Source organism: Catellatospora vulcania (assembly GCF_009720385.1).
GTDB classification, from domain to species: Bacteria; Actinomycetota; Actinomycetes; order Mycobacteriales; family Micromonosporaceae; genus Catellatospora; species Catellatospora vulcania.
Genome location: NZ_WARX01000020.1, coordinates 73,596 through 98,184, shown reverse-complemented (window position 1 = coordinate 98,184; position 24,589 = coordinate 73,596). Strand labels below are relative to the sequence as shown.

Annotated in this window: 22 protein-coding genes; 11 read left to right on the top strand and 11 right to left on the bottom strand. The window is 71.4% G+C overall.

From position 1 onward, the window contains the following. Window positions 1-2: 2 nt before the first annotated feature. Window positions 3-644: a TMEM175 family protein gene (locus F6W97_RS33680; RefSeq protein WP_155374597.1), complete on the bottom strand. Its 642-nt coding sequence runs from the start codon at window positions 642-644 to the stop codon at window positions 3-5. Window positions 645-653: 9 nt separating this feature from the next. Continuing rightward, window positions 654-1,361 (bottom strand): DNA alkylation repair protein, encoded by a 708-nt coding sequence (locus tag F6W97_RS33675; protein ID WP_230687202.1) that lies wholly within the window; start codon window positions 1,359-1,361, stop codon window positions 654-656. A gap of 59 nt (window positions 1,362-1,420) precedes the next feature. Between F6W97_RS33675 and F6W97_RS33670 the strand changes: the two genes are divergently transcribed. Both F6W97_RS33670 and F6W97_RS33665 read left to right on the top strand, forming a co-directional pair. Then, complete coding sequence (locus tag F6W97_RS33670) at window positions 1,421-2,458, top strand: aminotransferase class V-fold PLP-dependent enzyme (protein ID WP_155374596.1); 1,038 nt, start codon at window positions 1,421-1,423, stop codon at window positions 2,456-2,458. Beyond that, window positions 2,455-3,087 (top strand): acVLRF1 family peptidyl-tRNA hydrolase, encoded by a 633-nt coding sequence (locus F6W97_RS33665; RefSeq protein ID WP_196279449.1) that lies wholly within the window; start codon window positions 2,455-2,457, stop codon window positions 3,085-3,087. The genes F6W97_RS33670 and F6W97_RS33665 overlap by 4 nt, the downstream gene beginning before the upstream one ends. A gap of 151 nt (window positions 3,088-3,238) precedes the next feature. Here F6W97_RS33665 and ypfJ read toward each other — a convergent pair whose 3' ends face one another. Continuing rightward, window positions 3,239-4,273, bottom strand: a complete 1,035-nt coding sequence (ypfJ, locus tag F6W97_RS33660) for a KPN_02809 family neutral zinc metallopeptidase (RefSeq protein ID WP_155374594.1) — start codon at window positions 4,271-4,273, stop codon at window positions 3,239-3,241. Between the two features lie 151 nt (window positions 4,274-4,424). Between ypfJ and F6W97_RS33655 the strand changes: the two genes are divergently transcribed. Then, window positions 4,425-6,023, top strand: a complete 1,599-nt coding sequence (locus F6W97_RS33655) for an ABC-F family ATP-binding cassette domain-containing protein (RefSeq protein ID WP_155374593.1) — start codon at window positions 4,425-4,427, stop codon at window positions 6,021-6,023. 129 nt (window positions 6,024-6,152) lie between these two features. Here F6W97_RS33655 and F6W97_RS33650 read toward each other — a convergent pair whose 3' ends face one another. Next, a complete protein-coding gene (locus F6W97_RS33650; RefSeq protein ID WP_230687201.1) occupies window positions 6,153-7,466 on the bottom strand; it encodes a hypothetical protein in 1,314 nt (437 codons plus the stop codon). 137 nt (window positions 7,467-7,603) lie between these two features. On the opposite strand from F6W97_RS33650, the gene F6W97_RS33645 reads away from it, so the two are divergent. The 3 genes from F6W97_RS33645 (at window position 7,604) to F6W97_RS33635 (ending at window position 10,834) form a co-directional block, all read left to right on the top strand. After that, window positions 7,604-7,831, top strand: a complete 228-nt coding sequence (locus tag F6W97_RS33645) for a helix-turn-helix domain-containing protein (protein ID WP_120315961.1) — start codon at window positions 7,604-7,606, stop codon at window positions 7,829-7,831. A 45-nt stretch (window positions 7,832-7,876) separates the two neighbouring features. Further along, the gene (locus F6W97_RS33640; protein ID WP_155374592.1) at window positions 7,877-8,629 is read left to right on the top strand and encodes an enoyl-CoA hydratase/isomerase family protein; all 753 of its coding nucleotides are present in this window, start codon (window positions 7,877-7,879) and stop codon (window positions 8,627-8,629) included. Window positions 8,630-8,902: 273 nt separating this feature from the next. Beyond that, window positions 8,903-10,834 carry an ABC transporter ATP-binding protein gene (locus tag F6W97_RS33635; RefSeq protein ID WP_196279447.1) on the top strand — a complete coding sequence of 644 codons (1,932 nt, stop codon included), beginning with the start codon at window positions 8,903-8,905 and terminating at the stop codon, window positions 10,832-10,834. Window positions 10,835-10,959: 125 nt separating this feature from the next. Here F6W97_RS33635 and F6W97_RS33630 read toward each other — a convergent pair whose 3' ends face one another. From F6W97_RS33630 to F6W97_RS33610, 5 genes are all read right to left on the bottom strand, one after another. Beyond that, window positions 10,960-11,412, bottom strand: a complete 453-nt coding sequence (locus F6W97_RS33630) for a hypothetical protein (RefSeq protein WP_155374590.1) — start codon at window positions 11,410-11,412, stop codon at window positions 10,960-10,962. Further along, window positions 11,409-12,248, bottom strand: coding sequence for an MbnB/TglH/ChrH family RiPP precursor modification enzyme (locus tag F6W97_RS33625; protein WP_155374589.1), 840 nt, complete (start codon window positions 12,246-12,248; stop codon window positions 11,409-11,411). Before F6W97_RS33625 ends, F6W97_RS33630 begins: the two co-directional genes overlap by 4 nt. Next, the gene (locus tag F6W97_RS33620; protein WP_230687200.1) at window positions 12,245-13,171 is read right to left on the bottom strand and encodes a TIGR04222 domain-containing membrane protein; all 927 of its coding nucleotides are present in this window, start codon (window positions 13,169-13,171) and stop codon (window positions 12,245-12,247) included. The genes F6W97_RS33625 and F6W97_RS33620 overlap by 4 nt, the downstream gene beginning before the upstream one ends. A gap of 47 nt (window positions 13,172-13,218) precedes the next feature. Further along, window positions 13,219-13,977, bottom strand: coding sequence for a dimethylargininase (gene ddaH, locus F6W97_RS33615; protein ID WP_155374587.1), 759 nt, complete (start codon window positions 13,975-13,977; stop codon window positions 13,219-13,221). A 438-nt stretch (window positions 13,978-14,415) separates the two neighbouring features. Continuing rightward, window positions 14,416-14,988 carry a TetR/AcrR family transcriptional regulator gene (locus tag F6W97_RS33610; protein WP_155374586.1) on the bottom strand — a complete coding sequence of 191 codons (573 nt, stop codon included), beginning with the start codon at window positions 14,986-14,988 and terminating at the stop codon, window positions 14,416-14,418. Between the two features lie 234 nt (window positions 14,989-15,222). Here F6W97_RS33610 and F6W97_RS33605 point away from each other — a divergent pair, with 234 nt between their 5' ends. The 5 genes from F6W97_RS33605 (at window position 15,223) to F6W97_RS33585 (ending at window position 20,419) form a co-directional block, all read left to right on the top strand. Continuing rightward, window positions 15,223-16,617 (top strand): DUF2637 domain-containing protein, encoded by a 1,395-nt coding sequence (locus F6W97_RS33605; protein WP_155374585.1) that lies wholly within the window; start codon window positions 15,223-15,225, stop codon window positions 16,615-16,617. A gap of 83 nt (window positions 16,618-16,700) precedes the next feature. Further along, a complete protein-coding gene (locus F6W97_RS33600) occupies window positions 16,701-17,369 on the top strand; it encodes an HAD family hydrolase (protein WP_155374584.1) in 669 nt (222 codons plus the stop codon). 277 nt (window positions 17,370-17,646) lie between these two features. Continuing rightward, complete coding sequence (locus tag F6W97_RS33595; protein ID WP_155374583.1) at window positions 17,647-18,576, top strand: serine protein kinase RIO; 930 nt, start codon at window positions 17,647-17,649, stop codon at window positions 18,574-18,576. A 159-nt stretch (window positions 18,577-18,735) separates the two neighbouring features. Beyond that, window positions 18,736-19,338, top strand: coding sequence for a hypothetical protein (locus tag F6W97_RS33590; RefSeq protein ID WP_155374582.1), 603 nt, complete (start codon window positions 18,736-18,738; stop codon window positions 19,336-19,338). Window positions 19,339-19,480: 142 nt separating this feature from the next. Further along, the gene (locus F6W97_RS33585) at window positions 19,481-20,419 is read left to right on the top strand and encodes an NAD-dependent epimerase/dehydratase family protein (protein ID WP_155374581.1); all 939 of its coding nucleotides are present in this window, start codon (window positions 19,481-19,483) and stop codon (window positions 20,417-20,419) included. Between the two features lie 26 nt (window positions 20,420-20,445). Here F6W97_RS33585 and F6W97_RS33580 read toward each other — a convergent pair whose 3' ends face one another. Together F6W97_RS33580 and acnA are read right to left on the bottom strand one after the other, a co-directional pair. Next, window positions 20,446-21,405 carry a pirin family protein gene (locus tag F6W97_RS33580; protein WP_155374580.1) on the bottom strand — a complete coding sequence of 320 codons (960 nt, stop codon included), beginning with the start codon at window positions 21,403-21,405 and terminating at the stop codon, window positions 20,446-20,448. Between the two features lie 433 nt (window positions 21,406-21,838). Continuing rightward, entirely contained in the window at window positions 21,839-24,577 is a 2,739-nt protein-coding gene (gene acnA / locus F6W97_RS33575; protein WP_155374579.1) for an aconitate hydratase AcnA, read from the bottom strand. Between the last annotated feature and the right edge of the window lie 12 nt (window positions 24,578-24,589).

Here is a 24,589-nt window from a genome sequence, read left to right as displayed (position 1 = left end):
GGTCAGGGGCTGGCTGAGGGGTGGCCGTGGCGCCGGGCCCGCCGCTCCGCCACGGCCTGCATCACGGGCATGAAGGCCAGCAGCGGCAGCGCCAGGTTCGCGATGAACAGGGCGGCGATCAGGGTGGCCACCATGGCGCTGGTCGCGATCACGCCACGGCGTACCGACCGCTGCACCGCCTCGGCCCGGCCGGGGCGCTGCAGGGGCACCCGGTCGCGGATGCGCAGCGACAGCAGCAGGCCGCTGAACGCGATGAAGACCAGGTTGGCCAGGTACAGCAGGGTCGCGCCGCGCCCCTGGTCGACCTCGTAGGTCAGCACCGCCGTCGGCACCGGCAGGAACACCACCCCGAGCAGCCACAGGCTGTTGAGCAGCATGATGCCCTCGCCGACGTCGACCAGGTTGTCGAAGACCCGCCGGTGCACCATCCAGAACAGCGACACCACCACGAACGACATCACGAACGCGGCGAAGTCCCCGGCGTGCTCGCGCACGAGGTCGCGGACCGTCTCGGTCTGCGCGTCGCGGGCGGTGTCGACCAGCGGCAGGACCAGCAGGGTCAGCGCGATCGCGACGACCCCGTCGGTGTACGCCGTCAGCCGTTCCAGCGAGCGGGACTCCTGCACCCCTCGTGGGTACCACACCCGCCCAGGTCAGCTCAGGTGCTTGAGCGCTTCCCGCCGGGACAGCCCGGACAGCTCGCCGTGGTGGTCGGCGACGAACGCGCGTACCGCCGCCGGGTCGGTCCTGCCGTACTCGCGCAGCGCCCAGCCGATCGCCTTGCGGATGAAGAAGTCCGGGTGCCCGGCCTGCGCCGCGCAGTAGCGCAGCAGCCGCGGGGCGTCGGTGGCCGCCTTGTACGTCAACTGGTGCAGGATCGCGGTGCGGATCAGCCACAGCTCGTGCCCGGCGGCCCAGGCGTCCATCGTCGTGACCAGACCCGGGTCCCGGGCCACCAGCGGGCCGACCACGTGCGCGGCGAGCGCGTCGACGGTGTCCCACCACGGTTTCGTGGTGATCAGATAACGCGCGGTGTCGACGAACCCGCTGTCCAGCACCCGGACCTGCCGGCGCAGCAGCACGCAGGCGAGGTACTGGTACTCCCGCTCCGGCCGCGCCCAGCAGGCCAGGGCGACCTCGCGCAGCGTCGGCGCATCAGGACGGGGCAGCTCGGCCAGCGCCGCCCGGAGCACCTGCTGCACCGCCGGGCTGGGCACGCCCAGGAACGGGAACTGGTCACGCATGTACGCCCGCATCGCCGTGGCCCGCGCGGGGTCGGCGACGGCCGTCAGCCGCTCGTCCACCCGCGCCATCAGCAGGGCGGCCGCCGCGCCGGTCTCGGCCGGAACCGCCGACACCATGCCACCTCCTGCGTATTGGCCCGCGGTGATCGCCCACCGCCGGTGGAATAATGCCAATCATGGACAGTATCGACCTCGCCTCCCTGTGGTCCGCGGAGCCCGGCTACCTGAACACGGCCAGCTTCGGGCTGCCCCCGGACCGGGCGTGGGACGCCCTGCAGGCCGCGCAGGCGGACTGGCGCGCGGGCCGCACCTCGTGGGAGGGGTGGGGCACCGCGACCGAGCGGGCCCGCCAGTCGTACGCCCGGATCATCGGGGTCGACGCCGCGGACGTCGCGGTCGGCGCGCAGGTGTCGCAGCTGCTGGCCCCGGTCGCCGCGGCCGTGCCCGACGGCGCGACGGTGCTGGTCCCCGAGCTGGAGTTCACCTCGGCGGTCTTCCCGTGGGCGGTGCACGCCGACCGCGGCGTGACCGTGCGCACCGCCCCCGCCGACCGGCTCGCCGAGCGCATCGACGCGAGTGTGGACGTGGTCTCGTTCGGGCTGGTGCAGTCGTCGGACGGGGCGGTCGTCGACTACGCCGCGGTCGTCGCCGCGGCCCGGGCCGCCGGTGCGCTGATCGTGGTCGACGCGACGCAGGCCTGCGGCTGGCTGCCGTTCGACGGCTCGCTCGCCGACGTGGTGGTGACCGTCGCCTACAAGTGGCTGATGTCGCCGCGCGGCACGGGCTTCGTCTACCTGAACCCGGCGGTGCGCGAGCGTTTCCGGCCGCTGGCGGCCAACTGGTACGCCGGTGAGGACGTGCACAGCTCGTACTACGGCCTGCCGCTGCGGCTGGCCAAGGACGCCCGCGCGTTCGACATCTCGCCCGCCTGGCACGCCTGGGTCGGCACCGCGCCCGCGCTGGAACTTGTCGAGGAGATCGGGGTGCCCGCGCTCCACGCGCACGACGTCGGCCTGGCCAACCGGTTCCTGGCGGGCCTGGGACTGCCGCCCGGGGACAGCGCGATCGTGACCGTGGACGTGCCCGGCGCGGACGCCAAGCTCGCCGCCGCGGGCATCCGCACCGCGGTCCGCAACGGCCGGATCCGGGCGTCGTTCCACGCGTACACCACCCAGGCCGATGTGGACGCCGCGCTGAACGCGCTGGTGGGCTGATGCCCGCCAAACCCGCCGCGGGCGGGGGCCGCTGGGCCGATGTCGAGCCGCGGCGGCTGCGCCGCTGGCTGGACGGCTTCTACTCGCGCCACGACGGCGCGCAGGAGGAGGGCCTGAAGCTGGTCGCGGCCAACGGGGACACCGCCGAACTGCTGCCGCCACCGGGCCTGGGCGAGATCGCCGACATCGACGGTCTGCTGGAGGCGCTGGCCGTGCCGCGGCGGCTCGGGCTGCTGCTGGCCCGGCGCAACGCGGTCGCGGTCGGAGTCGCCGACGGCGACGAGCTGATCAGCTCCAAGGTGGACACGTTCTACGTGCAGGGCCGCACCGCAGCCGGCGGCTGGTCGCAGCAGCGTTACGCCCGCCGCCGGGAGAACCAGGCGTCCGGCGCGGCCCGCGACGCCGCCGACATCGCCGCGCGCATCCTGCTGCCGTACGCGGACAGCATGGCGGCCCTGGTCTGCGGCGGCGACCGCGGCACGGTCGACGAGATCCTCACCGACCGCCGCCTGGCCCCCCTTCTCCCGCTCCGCCACGAGCGCCTGCTCGACGTCCCCGAACCCCGCCACGCCATCCTCGTCGACGCGGTGACAGCCGCCCACGCCATCCGCATCCACCTCGTCCCCTGACCCGCCCCACCCCCACCCCCACCGCCGCCCAGCCCCGCGCCCCGCGCCCCGCGCCCCGCGTCACGTGCCGCAACTCTTAAAGACTTGCGGCCTCAGCAGGTGCGTGAGGCCGCAAGTCTTTAAGAGTTGCCGCAGGGTGGACGGCGGGGCGTCAGCTGGCGAAGGTGTTGCATTGGCGGGGGTCGCCGGTGGTGTAGCCCTGGTTGAACCATTGCTGGCGTTGGGCGGAGGAGCCGTGGGTGAAGGCTTCCTGGTTGATGCGGCCGGTGGCCTTCTGCTGGATGGAGTCGTCGCCGACGGCGGCGGCGGCTTCGAGGGCCTGGTCGATGTCCTGCTGGGTGATGGACTTGAACAGGGGCTGGCCGGTGGCGTCGGTGGTCTTGGCGGCTGAGTTGGCCCAGACTCCGGCGTAGCAGTCGGCCTGCAGTTCCATGGCGACGGAGTACTTGTTGGCGTTGGCCGGGTCACGCTGCTGGGCCCGGCGCACCTGCGCCTCGGTGCCGAGCAGGGTCTGGATGTGGTGGCCGTACTCGTGGGCCAGCACGTACGCCTGGGCGAACTGGCCCTTGGCGCCGAACCGGCTGGCCAGCTCGTCGTAGAAGCTCAGGTCGATGTAGACGTGGTTGTCGCCGGGGCAGTAGAACGGGCCGACGCCGGCGGTGGCCGGGCCGCACGCGGTGTTGACCGAGCCGGTGAAGAACCGGGTGGTCGCCGGCTGGTACTGCTGGCCCAGGTACTGCGGCATCGCCGAGCGCCAGTACGCCTGGATCGAGTTGATGTACAGCAGGTTGCGGCAGGCCGGGTTGTCGAAGCGCTTGGGGTTCGACTTGTCGCACTGCTGCGCCAGGGCGCTGCTGTTGACGTCGTTGGGGCCCGGCTGCTGGCCCTGCTGCTGTTCGGGGGTCAGCCCGCCGACGCCGCTGAACAGGCTACCGCCGCCACCGGTGCAGATCAGGAAACCGACGCAGAGCGCGCCGACGAGAAGCACCGCCATGCCGATCTTGCTGCGCATGAGCAACGGCAGCAGCCCGGCCAGGCAGCCCGCGCCGCCCATGCCGCCGCCTCCGCCGCCCCCACCGCCCATGGGCGGGAAGTTGAAGCCGCCGCCTCCGCCGCGCCCGCCCCCGGCGCCACGCATGTCCTCGACCTGTGACGGGTCGAGTTCGGCGTTCTCGTTGATGCTCACGTTCGCCAGCGTAGGCAGTTTTGTGGCGAATCACACCCAAATCAGGTCGTCCCCGGGGTAAATGCCATGGCGAGGCGGGTCGGGGCGCTCGGTAGACTGGAGGCTCCTTCCGAAGCCACCCGGTGGCCCACCCCTGACCTGGGAGCAATTCATGATCACGGCCACCGGTCTGGAACTGCGCGCAGGCGCGCGCATCCTGCTGGGGGACACCACCCTGCGTGTGCAGCCCGGCGACCGTATCGGTCTCGTCGGGCGCAACGGGGCTGGTAAGACCACCACGCTGAAGGTCCTCGCCGGCGAGGGCACCCCGTACGCCGGCAAGATCGACCGGCGCGGGCCGGTGGGTTACCTGCCGCAGGACCCGCGCACCGGCGACCTCGGCATCACCGCCAGCGACCGGGTGCTGTCCGCGCGCGGCCTGGACGTGCTGCGCAACGAGATGAAGGAGCTGGAGGGCAAGCTCGCCGACGACGAGCGCTTCATGCGCCGCTACGGCCAGCTCGAAGACCAGTTCTCCGCGCTCGGCGGCTACGGCGCCGAGGCCGAGGCGGCCCGGATCTGCTCGAACCTGGGCCTGCCCGACCGGGTGCTCCAGCAGACCGTGGGCACGCTGTCCGGCGGCCAGCGCCGCCGCGTCGAGCTGGCCCGGATCCTGTTCCGCGACGCCACCGAGACCGGCGGCGGCATCCTGCTGCTCGACGAGCCCACCAACCACCTCGACCACGACTCCATCACCTGGCTGCGCGGCTTCCTCGGCGGGCACAAGGGCGGCCTCATCGTCATCTCCCACGACGCCTCGCTGCTGGAGGCGGTCGTGAACAAGGTGTGGTATCTCGACGCCAACCGTTCGGTCGTCGACTCGTACAACATGGGCTGGAAGACGTACCTGGAGGCGCGCGAGACCGACGAGCGCCGCCGCAAGCGGGAGCGGGCCAACGCGGAGAAGAAGGCCGGCGCGCTCATGGCGCAGGCCGACAAGCTGCGGGCCAAGGCCACCAAGACGATCGCGGCGCAGAACATGGCCAAGCGCGCCGAGAAGATGATCTCCGGGCTGGACGAGGTGCGCGCCGTCGACCGGGTCGCCAAGGTGCGCTTCCCGACCCCGGCGCCCTGCGGCAAGACCCCGCTGACGGCGGAGGGACTGTCCAAGTCGTACGGTTCGCTGGAGATCTTCACCGACGTCGGCGTCGCCGTGGACCGCGGCTCCCGCGTGGTCATCCTGGGCCTCAACGGCGCGGGCAAGACCACCCTGCTGCGCATGCTCGCCGGGATCCTGGAGCCGGACACCGGCGAGGTCAAGGCGGGACACGGCCTGCGCCTGGGCTACTACGCCCAGGAGCACGAGACCCTCGACGTCGACCGCACCATCCTCGACCACATGCGTTCGGCCGCCCCCGAGCAGACCGACACGGAGCTGCGCCGCATCCTGGGCGCGTTCCTGTTCAGCGGGGACGATGTGGACAAGCCCGCGGGCGTGCTCTCCGGCGGCGAGAAGACCCGCCTGGCACTGTCCACGCTGGTCTGCTCCGGCGCGAACGTGCTGCTGCTCGACGAGCCGACCAACAACCTCGACCCGGTCAGCCGCGAGCAGGTCCTGGACGCCATCGCCCGCTACCCCGGCGCGATCGTCCTGGTCACCCACGACCCCGGCGCCGTCGCCGCCCTCAAACCCGACCGTGCCATCCTCCTGCCCGAGGGCGACGAGGACGCCTGGTCCGACGACCTCCTCGAACTCGTCGAACTCGCCTGACCCACCCGCCCCTCCTGCGCAACTCTCAAAGACTCGCGGCCTCGACTGATGTCGATGGCCGCGAGTCTTTAAGAGTTGCGGCGCTTGGAGACGCGGGCCGCGGCCCGGCCCCGCCGGCGCGGGGTGGGGTCACCAGGGCGTGGAGAGGACGGCTTCGATGACCATTGCGGAGAGGGCGCCGACGGCGACCAGCAGCAGCGGTGCGGGGACCGGGTCGCCGCCGGGGCGTTCGGGGGCCACGGCGGCGATGGTGAGCCACGGGAAGTACGGCAGCCAGGCGTGCTCCACGCCGCCCCGGGCCAGGCCGGCCCCGACCGAGAACAGCACCGCCCCGGACGCGCCCACCAGGAACGGCCAGCCGGGGGTGTTGCGCACCTTGCGCAGGCTCGCGTAGATGGGCGGGCCGACCGCCAGCAGCAGCGCGCACACGCTGATCAGGCCCCACCACAGCGCGGAGCGATGCGGCTCGATGCGCTGGGCGAAGTCGGCGTACGCCGTCCCGAGCCCGTCGGTCCACGCGAAGCCCAGTCTCGCCGCGCCGAGCACCGGGAGCAGCACCCCGAGCCCGGCGAACATGTTCAGGGCGGCCCGGCGGCGGGCGAAGTTCAGGAACACCACGGACAGCCCGAGCCACGCCACCGCGTACGAGAACAGCGCCGCCGTGCCCAGCAGCAGCCCGGCCAGCACCGCCCAGCTCGCGGCGCGCCAGCCGTGACGGCGGGTGGCCCGCACCCCGGCCAGCGTCATCGCCGCGCCGATGGTGGCCACCACGGCGTCCATCGACACCGCGGTCCACACCGCGTACGGCGCGAGCGCCAGCACCGGCGCGTACGGCCGGGCGGCGGCCTCGCCGCCCATGTCGCGCACCGCGGCCAGCACCATCGGCACGGACAGCGCCCCGACGGCGGTCACCAGCAGCGCCAGTGCCAGGTGGTCGGTGACACCGAGGCGCTGCACGGCCCACAGCACCAGCACCGGCGCGGGCGGGTGTCCCCGGGTGGCAGCGGTGTGCTCGGCCGAGCGGCCGGTGAAGCTGCGCAGGTAGCCCAGCGGGTCGTCGCCGACCTCCTGCACGTCGCCGAGGTAGCTGTCCGGGGTCAGCGACCGGGTGAGCCCGTCCGCCCCGTCGACGAGCGCGAGTGAGACGGCCCAGGCGAAGAACGCCACCGTCGCCCCGACGCTGACCGCCCACCACGGCAGTCGATGGATCCAGCCGCGCCAGGCGGCGCCGAGCACGGCCACCGCGACGATCGGCGCCAGCAGCGACATCGGCGAGAGTTCGAAACGATAACGGCCCAGGAACGGCGCGCTCGCGGTGCCCAGCCGGGCCCCCGCGCGCACCGCCAGCCAGGTCGCGAGCAGGCCGATGCTCACCAGCACGAACCAGCCGAACAGGTCTCGGCGTTCGCGGTTTCGGGCGCTCAGGGGGTCGACGGTGGTCACGGCGAGACACGCTATCGGGTACCCGACAGCACCGTGCGTGTCGGTTGGCATGGAATTGATATCTAGCGCATGATCGTCGGAGGCGGTCTAATAGGTTGGACCGCAAACCGCATCGTCCGGGACGTGAGGATTTCAACATGGCAGCCACCGGCACAGCTACCACCACCGAGAAGGGTCGCCGGATCGTCGGGACCGAACGCCAGACGCTCGCCAAGGACCTCGTGAAGCGCTACACGTCGGGTGAGTCCATCCGCGCGCTGGCCGCGTCGACTGGCCGTTCGTACGGATTCATCCACCGCGTGCTCACCGAGTCCGGAGTCGCGCTGCGTCAGCGCGGCGGAGCCCGTCGGCGCAAGAAGGCATGATTCACCCGCGCCACGCTGAGCTTGGGGAGCCGGTTGATGTCTGAGATGGCAGCGGCCGGCTTTCGCATCAGCCAGGACGGTCCGGTCGCGACGGTGACATTGGACCGCCCGGAGGTGCGCAACGCGCAGACCCCCGAGCTCTGGGCAGGTCTGGCCGATGCCGCACGGGGGCTCGCCGGCGATGTGCGCGTCGTGGTCGTACGCGGGGAAGGGCGGTCCTTCTCCGCGGGCCTCGACCTGAAAGTGGTGCAGGGCGGCGAGTTCCAGCAGCTCGCCACCGTCAGCCCGGAGGAGTGCGCGGACCGGATCGCCGGTTTCCAGCAGGCCTTCTCCTGGCTCCGCCGACCTGATCTGATCACCATCGCCGCGGTGCAGGGCCACGCCATCGGCGCGGGCTTCCAGCTCGCGCTCGCCTGCGATCTGCGGATCGCCGCCGACGACGCCCTGTTCGCCATGGCGGAGGTGACGCTGGGGCTCGTGCCGGACCTCACCGGCACCAAGCGCCTGGTCGAGCTCGTCGGTTATGCCCGCGCGCTGGAACTGTGCGTGACCGGGCGCCGCGTCAACGCCGCCGAGGCGGACCGGATCGGCCTGGTGAATCTCGTGGTGGGCCGCGACGAGCTGGACGCGGCCGCGGCCGATCTGGCCAATGCGGTGCTGGCGGCCCCGCGTGACGCGGTCGTCGAGATCAAGGCCCTGCTGGCCGCCGCGAGCGGCCGGAGTTTTCCCGAGCAGGAGCGCGCGGAGCGCGAGGCGCAGACGCGCCGCATCCGCGATCTGGCCGGTCTGGGCGAGTGACTTTCCGGCGGTATCGGTTCCGCCGTCCTCTTTCCGCGGTGCCGGGCCACTCTTTCGGGCGTCATACCAGCGGCTGATTCGTCATGGTGGAAAAGGCGGCCGTCCTCTCCTTTCCGGTGAGTGGCGGTATCCGGTCGCGTGCCATTGTCTGCCCAGCGGAATAGTTAATGAGCCGGGCTAAGGAATTTCCGTCGAGGCGGGCACGTTGAAGCGGCACGTCAGATCTTTCACAGGGGAGGTTCACCGGTGAGTTATCCGGGTGCGGGCGGGGGCATGGAGTCGCTGATGCGGTCCATGCGCCGGGGGCAGAGCGTCGAGAACCGCAAGATCGGGCGCCCCACGGCGAAGCGCATCCTCTCCTTCGCCGGGCCGTACCGCCGGGAGATCATCTTCTTCCTGGTCACCATCGTGGTCGGCGCGGTCATCGGCGTGGCCACCCCGCTGCTGGCGGGCAAGGTCGTCACCGCGATCACGCCGAAGGACGGGGTCATGGCCGCGGACGCGGGCCGGACCGTCGTCACGATCGCGGTCGTGATCGCGGCGCTCGCCCTGTTCAGCGCCCTGCTGTCGCTGGCGGAGCGGTTCTACTCGGCGCGCATCGGCGAAGGGCTCATCTTCGACCTGCGCACCCAGGTCTACGACCACGTGCAGCGCATGCCGGTGCAGTTCTTCACCCGGGCGCAGACCGGTGCGCTGGTCAGCCGGCTCAACAACGACGTGCTGGGCGCGCAGCGCGCCTTCACCTCGACGCTGTCCGGCGTCGTCGGCAACATCATCCAGCTCGTGCTGACCGTGGCCGTCATGCTGACGCTGTCGTGGCAGATCACCGTGCTGTCGCTGATCCTGCTGCCGGTGTTCATCCTGCCCGCGCGGCGGGTGGGCCACCGCCTGGCGGAGATCACCAAGGAGTCGTACGACCTCGGCGCGAAGATGAACGCCACCATGACCGAACGCTTCGGGGTGGCCGGGGCGCTGCTGGTGAAGCTGTTCGGCCGTCCGGAGACCGAGTCGGGCCGCTTCGCCGAGCGGGCCGGGCGGGTCCGCGACATCGGCGTGCAGAGCGCCATGTACTCGCGCACCTTCTTCGCCGCCATGATGCTGGTCGCCTCGCTGGCCCAGGCCCTGGTCTACGGGCTGGGCGGCTGGTATGCCGTGGCGGGCACGCTCGACGCCGGCGACGTGGTCGCCCTGGCGCTGCTGCTGACCCGCCTCTACGGGCCGATCACCGCGCTGTCCAACGTACGCATCGACGTGATGGGCGCGCTGGTCTCCTTCGACCGGGTCTTCGAGGTGCTCGACCTGCCGCCCGCGATCGCGGAGAAGCCCGGCGCGGTCGACCTGCCCCGCGGCTCCTCGAAGATCGAGTTCCGGGACGTGACCTTCCGCTACCCGACCGCCGCCGAGATCTCCCTGGCCTCCCTGGAGGACGTGGCGACGCTGGAGCGCACCGCCACGGCCCCGGTGCTGCGCGGCGTCTCGTTCACGGTGGAGCCCGGCCAGATGGTGGCGCTGGTCGGCAGCTCCGGCGCGGGCAAGTCGACCACCTCGATGCTGGTCAGCCGGATGTACGACGTCACCAGCGGCACGGTCCTCGTCGGCGACGTCGACGTACGCGACGCCACCCTGCAGTCGCTGCGCGACACCATCGGCGTGGTCACCCAGGACGCCCACCTCTTCCACGAGACCATCGCGGAGAACCTGCGCTACGCCAAGCCCGACGCCACCGACGACGAGCTGTGGGCCGCGCTGGCGGCCGCGCAGATCGACGCCCTGGTCCGGGCCACCCCCGACGGGCTGGACACCGTGGTGGGCGAGCGGGGCTACCGCTTCTCCGGCGGCGAGAAGCAGCGCATCGCCATCGCCCGGCTGCTGCTGAAGGCCCCGTCGATCGTCATCCTCGACGAGGCCACCGCCCACCTGGACTCCGAGAGCGAGGCCGCCGTCCAGCAGGCCCTGTCCACCGCGCTGGCCGGGCGTACCGCGCTGGTCATCGCCCACCGCCTGTCCACCGTCCGCGAGGCCGACCAGATCCTCGTCCTCGACGACGGCCGCATCGTCCAGCGCGGCACCCACGAGCAGCTGCTCGCCTCCGGCGGCCTCTACGCCGACCTCTACCGCACCCAGTTCGCGGCGACGGACTCCCCCCGAGCCCGAGGCCTGGGCGCCGTCGCCGAATCAGCGCGGCTGGCGGACACCACCGCCTGACCGCGCCGGTCCGCTGATCGCCCGACTTGCCAGGCAACCGGGCGAAAGCGCGCCCAAGATACGCACGACTGCCAGGCAAGTCGGATGATCATGCTTCAGGCCGGGCCGTGCCGAGCCGTGGGCGGTCAGCGCAGGCGGTAGGTGAGGGCGCGGCCGCGCCAGCGCAGGAGCAGCTCAGCCGCGTGCAGGCGGGCGGCGGGGCCGCGGCGCGGGCGGGGAGCCGTCGTGCCGTCGTACGCCCACAGCAGGTCGCGGAGGGCGAGTTCGCGTGCGGCCGCGGGGTCGCGCGGCGGGTTGGCGCGGGCGTAGTCCCAGCCGTCGCGCAGCGAGCCCTGCGGCGCGCGGCCCGCGGCCCAGGCCGAGAACATCCGCGGCCACCGCCCGGGGCCCGCCGACTCGGCCAGGCGCGGCCAGCTGCGCGCGACGTCGTCGGCCCGCTTGCGCAGCAGCGCGGTCTGCGTCGCCGCCACCGCCGCGGCGTCGAAGCCCGGCGGCGTGGCGGCCCCGGCCACCAGGGCGAGCACCAGTTCCTCCTGCCGCCGCGCGAGGTCACCGCCGGTCACGGCACCGCCGGTCATCGGCCCGCCGCCGCCGTGATCACGGGGTAGCCGGTCGCGGCGGACAGGGCGTCGAGTTCGGCGCGCAGCGCCGCGGCGGGCGGGTAGTGGCCGTCGCGTTCCAGCAGGACGGCGGGCGGGCGCTGCCGCGCGCACAGCTCGCCGAGCAGTTCGAGGACCTCGCCGGGCACCGGGTCGGTGTGCGTGTCGTGGTAGCGGCCCTCGTGGATCCGGCCGCCGGCGACGTGCACGTACGCCATGCGCTCCAGCGGGAGCCGGTCGAGCAGGTCCATCGGGTCCTCGCCGCGGTTGCGCGCGTTGGCGTACACGTTGGCGATGTCCAGCAGCAGGGCCGCGTCGGTGCGTTCCAGGATCTCGGTGAGGAACTCGGCCTCGGTCAGCTCGTCGTCGGGCCACTCGAACAGTGCCGCGATCGGCTCCAGGGCCAGCGGCACGTCGAGTTCGGCGGTGGCGCGTACGACGTTGGCCACCACCGCGTCGACGGCCTCCCGGCTGCGCGGCAGCGGCAGCAGGTGACCGGCCTCGACACCGCCCGCCCGGACGTACGCGATGTGCTCGCTGACCAGCGGCGCGTTGACGGCGCGGGCGGCCTGCGCCAGGTGCTCCACCCGGTGCGGGTCGACGGGCTCGGCTCCGCCGAGGGACAGTTTCACGCCGTGCGGCACCACCGCCACCCCGGCGGCGAGCAGCCGGGCCAGCGCCTCGGGCGGCTCACCGGAGTGCGGCAGCGATTCGGCGATGACCTCGACGAAGCGCAGGCCGGGCAGTTCGGCGACGAAGCCGGAGAGCTCGGGGCGCCAGCCGATGCCGACGCCCCGCCCGGCCAGCGGCGTCATCCGCCGCACCCGCCTCCGCCGCCGCAGCCACCCCCGCCACCACAGGACGAGCCGCCACTGCTGCAGGACGAGCTGGTGGAGCCGCCGTCGCCGCCGGTCGTGCTGCTGCCGGAGTTGTTCCAGCGCGGGCCGTAGACACTCTCGTCGAGGTTGGGGATGTCCGAGCCGTCGGCGAAGGCGGGGTCGGCCGACCACAGCACAGCCGTGCCGAACAGGCCCACGGCCAGCGCGGTCTGCGTGGGGCCGTAGGTGTTCCAGGCGGGGTGGGAGCTGGGCCGCAGGTGGTTGAACTGCCGCTTGGCGGCCAGCAGCGCGCGGTCGGCGGCACGGGTGCGCCGCGGCTTGCGCAGGAACATCACCAGGCCGACGAGGCCGACCGGGATCGCCAGCAGGACCAGGAACAGCACCGGCTTGTCGTTGCCCAGCCCGGCCACGACCCGGGCCACGGCCACCGCGAACAGGGCGAGCAGCAGCAGCGGTCCGCGGCGGGCGCGGGCGAGCACGCCGCTGTCGAGGGTGAGCCCGGCACGGCGCAGGTCGGCGTCGAGGGTGTTCAGCGCTTCGGCGACCGAGCGGTCCTGGCGCAGCTCGCTCTGCCGCGTGCCGTTGCCCACGGCGTGCAGCACCGCCGCGTCGAGCGGCGTGCCGCCGGCCGGCAGGCCGCCGGTGCGGGTGAGCCGCCCCTGCTGGTCGGCCTCGATCACGTGGGCCTGGCGCAGGAAGGTCAGCGAGGAGTACACCGCCAGCGTCGCCCCGCCGTTGAGGTACGCGGTGTGCTGGGGTGACAGCTGGTCCACGCGGACCTGCGCGGGGCCGGAGAACAGCCGGGACCGGTGGATCAGCGTGCCCACCAGTACGACCGCCGCGGCGACCGCGAACAGCATCAGGAAAGTGGGGCCAGGGATGCCCCAGGTGTCCGCCACGGGAGCTCCTTCGACGAGGGAGCCCTCATGATGGACCATCGCCGCAATCAGCGGGAGACCAGGACGCTCAGGCAGGTGACGCAGCCTTCGAGCTTCTCGAACTCGCCGATGTCCACCACCACCGGCGTGTACCCCAGATCGGCCAGCAGTTCCGCGGTACGCGGCGCCGACGCGGCCAGCAGCACCCGGTCGCCGCCGAGCGGGATCACGTGGCAGCCGCCCTCCTCCTCGACCGGCCGCACCGCGGGGAACAGCCCCGTCGGCACCAGGTGGGGCAGTGCGAGGAAGGTGCCGTCGGGCAGCGCGGTGACCGCGGACTTCAGGTGCAGCACCTCGCCCAGCGGCACCGGGACGACGGTGCGCCCGAGCGGCGCCAGCAGGTTGCGCAGCTGCCGGATGCCCTCGGCGTTGGTGCGCCCGCCGCGTCCGACGTAGACGGTCGTGCCGACCTGGAGCACGTCGCCGCCCTCCAGGGTGCCCGGTTCCTCGATGCGCGCGGTGCGCAGGCCCAGTTCCAGCACGGCCTGCTCGACGCCGGTGATCTCGCCCCGGCGGGACTCGGCCCCGGGGTGGGTCAGCACGGCCAGGTCGTCGACGACGACCACCGCGTCCTCGACGAACACCGAGTCCGGGTGCTCGTCGGCGGCCGGGGCCGGGTAGACCTCCCAGCCCGCCGAGGCCAGCGCGTCGGCGTACGCGATGTGCTGGGCGCGGGCCAGGGACAGGTCGATGTCGCTGCGGCTGATGTGGGTGACGATGCCGTCGGCCAGCCGGGAACTCGGCTCGCGGACCAGGGCGGTTCTCATTTCTTACGTAATACCAGGAACAGCACCAGCGCGAGGACCACTACGGTGACGCAGCAGACGGTGCCGCCGAGGAGCAGATGCCAAGGTTTGAGGGCGCCCATGACGCGGCACTGTAGCGCCCGGATGCCCGGAAGAAAATATCTTGTCGATCCCTGGATCTCGTGGCTAATGTCGGCGGTACACGGGAAAGGAGGTGGTCCAGCTTTGAGTAGCTACAGGACACGTGAGGTGGCTGCCCGCTAGGCGGCTGTCATCGACTGCACTTCTGTCGATACCTGAAGGTTCGACTGGAGCGTCGAGGCCGTGTGTCAGCGGCCCTGGCGAATCCAAGGGAGCCACCCGATTCCCGGGGGAATGTCCGGTTTGTCCAGCCGGCCCGCGCATCCGCGCGGTACCCCCGGGTTTCGCATTTTTTCGGCCCGGAAATCCGTTTCCGCATCAGCGGCGGCGCACGGTCTCCTCGATCAGGTCCAGCACCGGGCCGAAGTCGTCGGCCGAACCGCCCATCGCCAGCCGCTTGACCAGCCCGTCGTACGCCAGCTCCAGGAAGTGCGCCAGCACGTCCAGCGGCACGTCCTCGCGCAGCACGCCCGCGCTCGCCTGGCGCTGCAGGCGCTCGCGGGTCGCGGTGTCGATCGCCTCGCTGTGCTGGGCCCACCGCTTGGCGAACGCCGGGTCCGTGCGCAGCCGCCGGGCCACCTCCAGCTGCGTGCCGAGCCAGCCGGCCGCGTCCGGGTCCTGGGCGTGGGCCAGCAGCTCCCGCATCACCTGCACCAGGCCGTTCGCGGCGACGGTGGCGGCCATCTCGACCGCGTCGTCCTCGGCGACGGCCAGGAACAGCGAGTCCTTGTCGCGGAAGTGGTGGAAGATGGCGCCCCGGGACAGCCCGGTAGCCTGCTCCAGGCGGCGCACGGTGGCACCCTCGTAGCCGTAGCGGGCGAAACAGGCGCGGGCCGCGGCGAGGATCTCGTGGCGGCGCGCGTCGAGTTGATCCTGACTCACCCTGGGCACATGCCGATCTTCCCAGGTCGGCCCCGCACATGCAATCCGTACGTACGGCTTGGCGGCCGGCGGGTGACTGCGGGTGAGGCCGCGGTGGCAGATCTACGACGCAATGCGCGCGTGACCGCCGCATGGAAGAATCCTCCGCGGCCGGCGTGCGTTGAGCGTCGGGGGCAGTAAGGCGACACCGTGCGAAACGTTGCAGGCCAAGGGGTCTGCGGCCCGCCGGGGAGGATACAAGCTGTGGACCTGGAGCTGTTGACCACGACCTACGTCGACACGTGGGTGATGGTGCTGGTGGTGTCGATCCTGACGATCTCCCTGCTGGTCGGCGTGCCGCTGGCCCGCTCGGCCGGGCGCCGGCGGGGCATCCGGCTGGCCAACCCGGGGGCGTACGCCACCCGCGCGGACAAGGCCAAGGACACCGGCCTGTTCCTGGCCGCGCTGATCCCGACGCTGCTGGTCTGGCTCGCCGTGATGGGCGTGTCCTTCATCGGCCTCACCGGCTTCGCCAACGACGTCATGGGCTGGAACCACTGGACCAACGTGCTGGTCCCGCTGAGCCTCGACGGCATCAGCATCTCATTCGGCGCGTGGGCGTTCGTCGCGGTCAAGCGCGGGCGGCACCCCGGCCGGGCATACAAGATCGTGCTCGCCGCCGCGACGGTGTCGGCGACCCTGAACTTCGTGCACGGCCGCGACAAGTGGTCCATCTGGGCAGGCCTCTACCTGGCGTTCCTGTCGTTCGCGGGCATGGCGATGTTCCACGAGCTGCTCGACCAGTTCATGGCCGGCTACGACGACGAGGTGGCGCTCAAGACCCGCTACCCGCGCTTCGGCCAGCGCTGGTTCTACGCGCCGATCTCCACGTTCGCGGCCCGGCGGGCCTGGATCGTGCACCCGCCGACCGAGGGCCTGCGGCCCAGCGTGCGCAACGCGCTGACGCACCTGGAGGACACCCGCGAGGCCAAGCGCCAGCGCCGCCTGTACGGCGCCCAGCTCGTCCGCGAGGAGCAGCAGGCCAAGCTGGTCGAGGTGCACGCCCGCGCCGAGGTGCGCCGGGCCCGCTCGGCGAGCTGGCGCACCGGGGCCGCGCCGGCCCCGCAGGCGCCGCACCAGCAGGTCTCCCACCAGCCCATGCCGCACCAGCCCATGCCGCACCAGCCCATTGCGCACGCCAACGGGCACCAGCCGTTCCCGCCGCAGTCGGTGTACCAGCCGACGCCGCAGCCCGAAGCCGTGCCCGAGCCGCCGCCGGCCCCCCGCCAGCCGGAGCCGGTCGCGATGTCCCAGGAGCTGGTGCCCGAGCGCGACGAGCGCGGCACGATCCTGGGCCCGGATCTGCGCGCCACCCTGGAGTCGGTGTGGAGCGCGCCGACCGGGCGCGAGCCGATGGGCCACCGGCCGCTGTCGGACACCAGCGAGATCACCTCGCGCGGCATGCTCAACCACATCCAGGAGCCGGTCCAGCGGATGATCGCCGACGCCCTGGCCCGTGGCGAGGAGGTCAGCGTGGGCGGCGTGCGCGAGTGGGCGACCCGGGAGTACGGCCGCACGCCGAGCGAGACCTGGGCCCGTACCCAGATCAAGGCAGCTCGGCAGCGGGACACCTTCGGCGTGGACGCGGATCTGGTGTGAGCAGGCATCGATTTCGTTACCGCTGCGTTTCCCGCACAAAGGGGGGCTTCACCAGCGTGTCCTGAGTCACGTAAGGTGCCCGCGTGCCTCTGTTGCTGTTGGACCTCGACAACACACTGGTCGACCGCGAGGGCGCCTTCCGGATGTGGGGTACTCGGTTCCTGTCCGAGATCAGCGCCCCGCCGTACGACATCGACTGGCTGGTGGACGCCGACGCGGACGGCCTGACCTCGCGCTGGGACCTGGCCGACGCGATCCGTGACCGCTATCGACTGCGCAACTCCGTGATCGACCTGGTCGAGGAGCTGCACGAGGGGCAGATCGAGGCGACCCGGCTGGACCCGATGGTGGGCGCCGCGCTGCGCATCGCCGCCGAGGCCGGCTGGGTGCCGGTGATAGTCACCAACGGCGAGACCCGCCAGCAGGAAGCCAAGATCCGGCGTACCGGCCTGGACCGCTTCGTGGCCGACTGGGTGGTCTCGCAGGAGGTCGACTGCCGCAAACCCAACCCGCGCATCTTCGAGATCGCCGCGGAACGGGCCCGGATGCGGCTGCGCGGCGCCTGGATGATCGGCGACAGCCCCGAAGCCGACATCGGCGGCGCGACCACCATCGGCATCCCCAGCGTCTGGATCCACCGCGGCCGCCAGTGGACCGAGCGCCGCTTCGGCCCCACCCGCATAGTCGAAGGCGCCATCCAAGCCGTAGCCGCCGTCCTCGCCGCCGACCCACCCCACCGCATGGCCCGCTGACCCGGTTCTATGGGTTGATCATGAACTTATGGCACGGGTCGACGGCGTGTCGCGGCCACAACTTCATGATCATTTCTGGTGGGCGGGTGTGGCGCGGGTCGCAGGAGAAAATCGGTTGACAGAGGTCGGGGGTCGAAGGAAGACTCGTCGGCGTTGTGCGAGATCCCGGAACTGATCCGGGTCGGGAGAGAAGGGGGTTGAGCCGAATGGTTGCCGTCGCTGTGCGCTGCGCGCATTCCGCCTCTTACTTCTTCTCTCCGACCGAGGAGCTTTTCCAGTGCGAGAGCACGACTTTCCGCGCGCCGGCCGCGTCAACCGCCGGAACCGTTTCGACGACGACGAACTGACCTTCGAGAAGTCGCACGCCGAAGAAGTCGAGTGGGACGAAACCCCCGACAAGCCCGAATTCGGTGACCGCTGGTCCACCTGGGACCTGTCGACCCCCACCGAGCGCGGGCCACAGCCCCATCCCGACTGGCTCGTCACCGAGCTGGCCGCGGTCGACGTGGAACGCGGAGTGCTGAAAACCGGCAAGGAAGCCGACGTCTTCCTGCTGCACCGCCACGTGCCCGGCACCGAACGCGGCTGCCTGCTGGCGGCCAAGCGCTACCGCAGCCACGACCACCGCATGTTCCACCGCGACTCCGGCTACCTCGAAGGCCGCCGGGACAAGGAATCCCGGGTCAACCGGGCCATGGCCAACCGCAGCGCGTTCGGCAAGGAGGCCATCGCCGGACAGTGGGCGGCCGCCGAGTTCGGCGCGCTGGCCCGGCTCTGGGAGATCGCGCGGCAGCTCGACGTGCCGCCGTTCACGCCGTACCCGGTGCAGATCCTGGGCACCGAGGTGCTGCAGGAGTTCATCGGCGCACCCGACGGCACCGCGGCCCCGCGGCTGGCACAGGTGCGCACCGACGAGGCCGGCCTGGCCGACCTGTGGTCGCAACTGGTGCTGGGCCTGACCGTGCTGGCCCGAGCCGGGTACGCGCACGGCGACCTGTCGCCGTACAACATCCTCGTGCACGAGGGGCGGCTGGTCATCATCGACCTGCCGCAGATCGTGGACGTGGTGGCCAACCCGCAGGGCAAGCGATTCCTGGCCCGCGACGTGCACAACGTCGCGACCTGGTTCACCGCCCGCGGCCTGTCCGGGCTGGACGAAGCGGCCCTGACGGCCGAACTACTGGCCGAAGCCGGCATGCGGACCTGACGATCGCGGGCCCGGCGCACGGCCGTGATCATTGAGTTTGCCTGGCAATCGGGCGAAAGAGTGGGCAGCATACGCCCGATTGCCAGGCAGGTCGGCGCATCCTGGGTACGCCGGGAAGCGGGTCTTGCGGCGGCGAGGGCGGGCCGCGATGATCACCCGATGTCGTCGTTCACGTACGTCGCCCCGTTCCGGTTCGGCCGGCTCACCCTCACCATGCTCGGCGTGGGAGTGCTCGCGTTCCTCGCGGGCCTGCTGCCGGGCCTGCCCGAGGACGTCACGGTCGTGCTGCTGGCCGTCGGCGTGGCGCTGCCGGGCACCCTGCTCGCGCTGTACCTCCCGCTGATCCTGGGCGGCAAACCGGGCCTGCGGGTCGACGCCGACGGCATCATGTTCGGCGGACGTCCCCTGATCTACGCCCGGACCAGCGCGTTCGTGCCGTGGTCGGCGATCAGCGAGATCTACCTGTTCCGGATCCACCAGGGCCTGTTCGTCACCACGTACCTCGGGGTGCAGGGGGTCGACGGCGTCGCGCCGCTGCGGCCGTCCATGCCCGCGAGCGTCGCCGCCACGTTCTGGCACGTGCCGACCGAGGTCGTGCTGGCGAGCCGGCCGGCGTTCGGGTGGCGACTGGACAAGGCGGCGCTGACCACGGCGGTGGGTTACTTCGCGTCCCGGGTGCCGGTGGTGGACCTGACCGAGGCGGCCCCGATGCAGCGTCAGCTCCGCGAGACGCCGCCGACGTTCGGCCCGCCGTCGGCCTGAACGGACTGAGCTGCGTCCCACCGTGTGAGCGGCAGAGGCATCGGCGGGCCGAAACGCATTGCCTGATTTCGATCATTGGTGGCAGTGTCGTTTCGCGTACCGATCGGAACGTGTTCTTTGCAGCCTCGTGAGGTGACGCAGTATGAGGGTGATGGTGACGGGTGGCGCCGGCTTCATCGGCTCCCATCTCGTCGACGCGCTCGTCGAGCGAGGCGACGACGTGACGGTTCTGGACGACCTCTCGGCGGGCCGGGCCGCGCGCTTGAACGAGCGAACCGATCTGATCGTTGGCAGCGTGGTCGCCGCCGACCTCGTCGCGGAGGCCTTCGACAAAGCGCGACCCGATCTCGTCTACCATCTCGCCGCGCAGGCAGACGTGCGCATCTCGATGAGTGCGCCCGCGATCGACGCGTCCGTCAACGTGCTGGGCACGGTCATCCTGCTCGACCTCGCGTCACGGGCCGGAACTCCGGTGGTGTTCGCCTCCAGCGGTGGGGCGATCCACGGCGGGTCGATCACCATTCCGATCAGCGAAAACGACGCGCCTGAGCCGATTTCGCCGTACGGTACGGCCAAACTGTGTGCTGAGGCGTATGTCCGGCAGTTCAACCTGCTGTACGGCACCCGGCATCGGATTCTGCGACTGGGCAACGTGTACGGACCTCGGCAGGATCCGTCGGGAGAGGCAGGTGTGGTCTCGATCTTCGCACGGAGTGTCGCCGCCGGCGTGCGACCCGTAATCTTCGGGGACGGGCTCCAGACACGGGATTTCGTGTATGTGGCAGATGTGGTCGAGGCGCTGGTCAAGGCCGGCCGGGTGGAGATGCCCGGTGTCTGGAACATCGGCACCGGGATCGAGAGCAGTCTGCTTGACCTGCTGTCGGCGTTCTCGGTCCTGGCGGGACGGGCGGTGAAGCCCGTGTTCCGGCCGGCACGACGTGGCGAGGCCAGGCGAAGCTGTCTGGCGATCGAGGCCGCCCGTCGCGATCTCGCGTACCGCCCGGTGGCTGATGTAAGCGAGGGAGTCAGGAAGACCTACCGCTGGGTGATCGGGGGTGCGTCCGACCGGTACCCCTGCTGACGGTGAACACGACGAGGCACCTGCTGTCAGCGGCGGCGGCCGCGCGGCTTGAGCGGGGTGTTCGGCAGCGTCGGAGCGGGCAGCGGCGGCCCGTCGTAGCCGGTCACCTCGCCGAAGCGCGGGTCGGCGGCCGTCCACTGCTCGCGCGCGGCGGCGACGTCGTCGTGGCTGCGCCCGACGAAGTTCCACCACATCACGATCTCCTCCTCGAACGGCTCCCCGCCGAGCAGCAGCACCCGCGCGGGTGCGTCCGCGGCCAGGTCGAGCGACGCCCGCTCGCGCCCGAGGTACAGCAGGGTGCCCGGCTCCAGCGGTACGCCGTCGACCTGGGCCGCGCCGTCGAGCACCAGCGCCGCGTACTCGAAATCGGGCCGTAGCGGCAGCGTGACCTGCGCGCCTGCGGCGAGTGCGGCTTCCGCGCCGACCAGCGGGGTGTACGCCGTCGCAGGCGACACGACCCCGTCCAGTTCGCCCATGATCACCGTCACGGTGACGCCGGGCCGCTCGACGACGGGCAGGTCGGGGTGGTGCTCGAAGGCCGGGGCGACGGACCGCGCCCCGTCCGGCAGCGCGACCCACAACTGCACGCCGTGCAGCAGTTCGGTGCGCGGGACAGGCGATTCCTCGGAGTGCGAGATGCCGTGCCCGGCGGTCATCAGGTTGAGTTGGCCGGGTCGGATGAGCGCGGTGCTGCCGATGCTGTCGCGGTGCAATACCTCGCCGGCCACCAGCCAGCTGACCGTCTGCAGGCCGGTGTGCGGATGGGGCGCGACACGCATGTCGTGGTCGGCGGGACCGTACTGGTCGACGAAGCACCACGCGCCAACCATGCGCCGGTCCTTGTGCGGCAGGGTGCGGCTGACCATCATGCCGCGCGGGCCGCCGAGCACGACTTCGCGTCCCGGGAGCAGCTCATGGGTCGGCCCGTCCGGCACCGGCTCGTGCCCGCAAGCAGTCTCCACCGGCCGCGTCTCAACGTTGCTCATGCAACGACCTTAACCGCGCGGCGTTGCGGCTCCCAAGACGCTGCGCCGCGAGCTCCCAAGATCGCTGTTTCGTGTCACTTCCTCAGGCTGGACCGCAGATCATGGCACCAAACAGCGATCACCACGGCTTTCCACGCCCCTCGAACCGCCACGAACCGCGCGAACCGCCCAGGGCGCCCCCCAGGCCGCCAGGGCCGCGCCCCGCCGTCGTCGCCGCGCCCTGTCCGCCGGACAGCGAGCCGCCTGCCCGCCACCGCACGTCACCGACACGGACACCGTCACCGACCAGCTCATCGCCGCCGCCCGAGGCGACCTCGCCGACCGCGCCGCGGCCTCCCGGCCTGCGCAGGCGACGGCTGTGCGTTAAGAAGGGCACCTTCTACATCGCTTCGCGATGTAGAAGGTGCCCTTCTTAGTCCCTAGACGGGGCTCGTCAGTTGGCGAGCATGCGGCGGAGGACGTAGTGCAGGATGCCGCCGTGGCGGTAGTAGTCCGCCTCGCCGGGGGTGTCGATGCGGACGACCGCGTCGAAGGTGACACCCGTGTCGGTGGTGACCTTGACCGTCTTCGGGGTGGTGCCCTCGTTCAGGGCCTCCACGCCGGTGAAGGTGAAGGTCTCGGTGCCGGTCAGGCCGAGCGAGTCGGCGGTCTGCCCGGCCGGGTACTGCAGCGGCAGCACGCCCATGCCGATGAGGTTCGAGCGGTGGATGCGCTCGTACGACTCGGCGATGACGGCCTTGACGCCCAGCAGCGCGGTGCCCTTGGCGGCCCAGTCCCGCGACGAGCCGGAGCCGTACTCCTTGCCCGCCAGGATGACCAGCGGGATGCCGGCCGCCTGGTAGTTCTGGCTGGCGTCGTAGATCGTGCTGACCGGGGCGTCCGCGACGGTGAAGTCGCGGGTGAAGCCGCCCTCGGTGCCGGGCGCGATCTGGTTGCGCAGGCGGATGTTGGCGAAGGTGCCCCGGATCATCACCTCGTGGTTGCCACGGCGGGAACCGTACGAGTTGAAGTCCTTGCGGTCCACGCCGTGCTCGGCCAGGTACTTGCCGGCCGGGGAGTCCGCCTTGATGGAGCCGGCGGGGGAGATGTGGTCGGTGGTGACCGAGTCGCCCAGCTTCGCCAGCACCTTGGCGCCCGCGATGTCGCTCACCGGACCCGGCTGCGCCGCCATGCCCTCGAAGTACGGGGGCTTGCGCACGTAGGTCGAGTCACCGGCCCAGGCGAACGTGTCGCCGGTCGGCGTCGACAGGCCCTGCCAGCGCTCGTCGCCCGCGAACACGTCGGCGTAGTCCTTGGTGAACATCTCCGCCGAGATCGACTTGTTGATGGTGTCCTGCACCTCGGCCGGGGTCGGCCAGATGTCGCGCAGGTACACCGGCTGCCCGTCGGCGTCGACGCCGAGCGCTTCGCTGGACAGGTCGATGTCCATGGTGCCGGCGATGGCGTACGCCACGACCAGCGGCGGGGACGCCAGGTAGTTCATCTTGACGTCGGGGTTGATCCGGCCCTCGAAGTTGCGGTTGCCGGACAGCACCGACACGACCGCGAGGTCGGCCTCGTTGACCGCGGCGCTGATCTCCTCCGGCAGCGGGCCGGAGTTGCCGATGCAGGTCACGCAGCCGTAGCCGACCAGGTGGAAGCCGAGCTTCTCCAGGTACGGCACGAGTTCGGCCTTGTGGTAGTAGTCCATGACGACCTTGGAGCCGGGCGCCAGGGTGGTCTTCACCCACGGCTTGGCGCGCAGGCCCCGCTCGACGGCCTTCTTCGCCAGCAGCGCCGCGCCCAGCATGACCTGCGGGTTCGACGTGTTGGTGCAGGAGGTGATCGAGGCGATCACGACCGCGCCGTGGTCGAGCTGGTACGTCGTGCCGTCGGCGGCGGTGACCGGCGTCGGCTTGCTGGCCCGGGTCACGCTCTGCGCCGGGGAGTCCGAAGCCGGGAAGCTTTCCTTGCCCGCCTCGTCGTCGTCCTCGTCGTCGACGTAGTCCGGCAGCACGGCCCGGAACGCGGTCTTGGCGTTGGTGAGCTCGACGCGGTCCTGCGGGCGCTTCGGGCCGGCGATGCTCGGCACCACGGTCGCCAGGTCCAGCTCCAGGTACTCGGAGTAGGACGGCTCGATCGACGGGTCGTGCCAGAGGCCCTGCTCCTTGGCGTACGCCTCGACCAGCGCGATCTGCTCGGCCGGGCGGCCGGTCAGCTCCAGGTAGGCGATGGTCTCCGCGTCGATCGGGAAGATCGCGCAGGTGGAGCCGAACTCGGGGCTCATGTTGCCGATGGTGGCCCGGTTGGCCAGCGGCACCGTGGTCACGCCCGGGCCGTAGAACTCGACGAACTTGCCGACCACCCCGTGCTTGCGCAGCTGCTGGGTGATGGTGAGCACCAGGTCGGTGGCGGTCGCGCCCGAGGGCAGCTCGCCGAACAGCTTGAAGCCGACGACCTTGGGGATCAGCATGCTGACCGGCTGGCCGAGCATCGCGGCCTCGGCCTCGATGCCGCCGACGCCCCAGCCCAGCACGCCCAGGCCGTTGACCATGGTGGTGTGCGAGTCGGTGCCGACCACGGTGTCCGGGTAGGCCTGGCCGTTACGCGGCATGATCACGCGGGCCAGGTGCTCGATGTTCACCTGGTGCACGATGCCGGTGCCCGGCGGGACGACCTTGAACTCGTTGAACGCGGTCTGGCCCCAGCGCAGGAACTGGTAGCGCTCCTGGTTGCGGCCGTACTCGATCTCGACGTTGCGCTCGAAGGCGTCCTGGCGGCCGAACACGTCGGCGATGACCGAGTGGTCGATGACCAGCTCGGCCGGGGCCAGCGGGTTGACCTTGGAGGCGTCGCCGCCCAGGTCGCGGACGGCCTCGCGCATGGTGGCCAGGTCGACGACGCAGGGCACGCCGGTGAAGTCCTGCATGAGGACGCGGGCGGGCGTGAACTGGATCTCCACGCTGGGCTCGGCGGTCGGGTCCCAACCACCCAGCGCGCGGATGTGTTCGGCGGTGATGTTGGCGCCGTCTTCGGTGCGGAGCAGGTTCTCCAGCAGGATCTTCAAGCTGAAGGGCAGCCGCTCGTGGCCCTCCACCTTGTTGATCTGGAAGATCTCGTAGCCCGCGTCACCGACGCGCAGCTCACTCTTGGCACCGAACGTGTCGAGGCTCGCCACGTCGTACTCCTTCACAGCGGGTCTGTT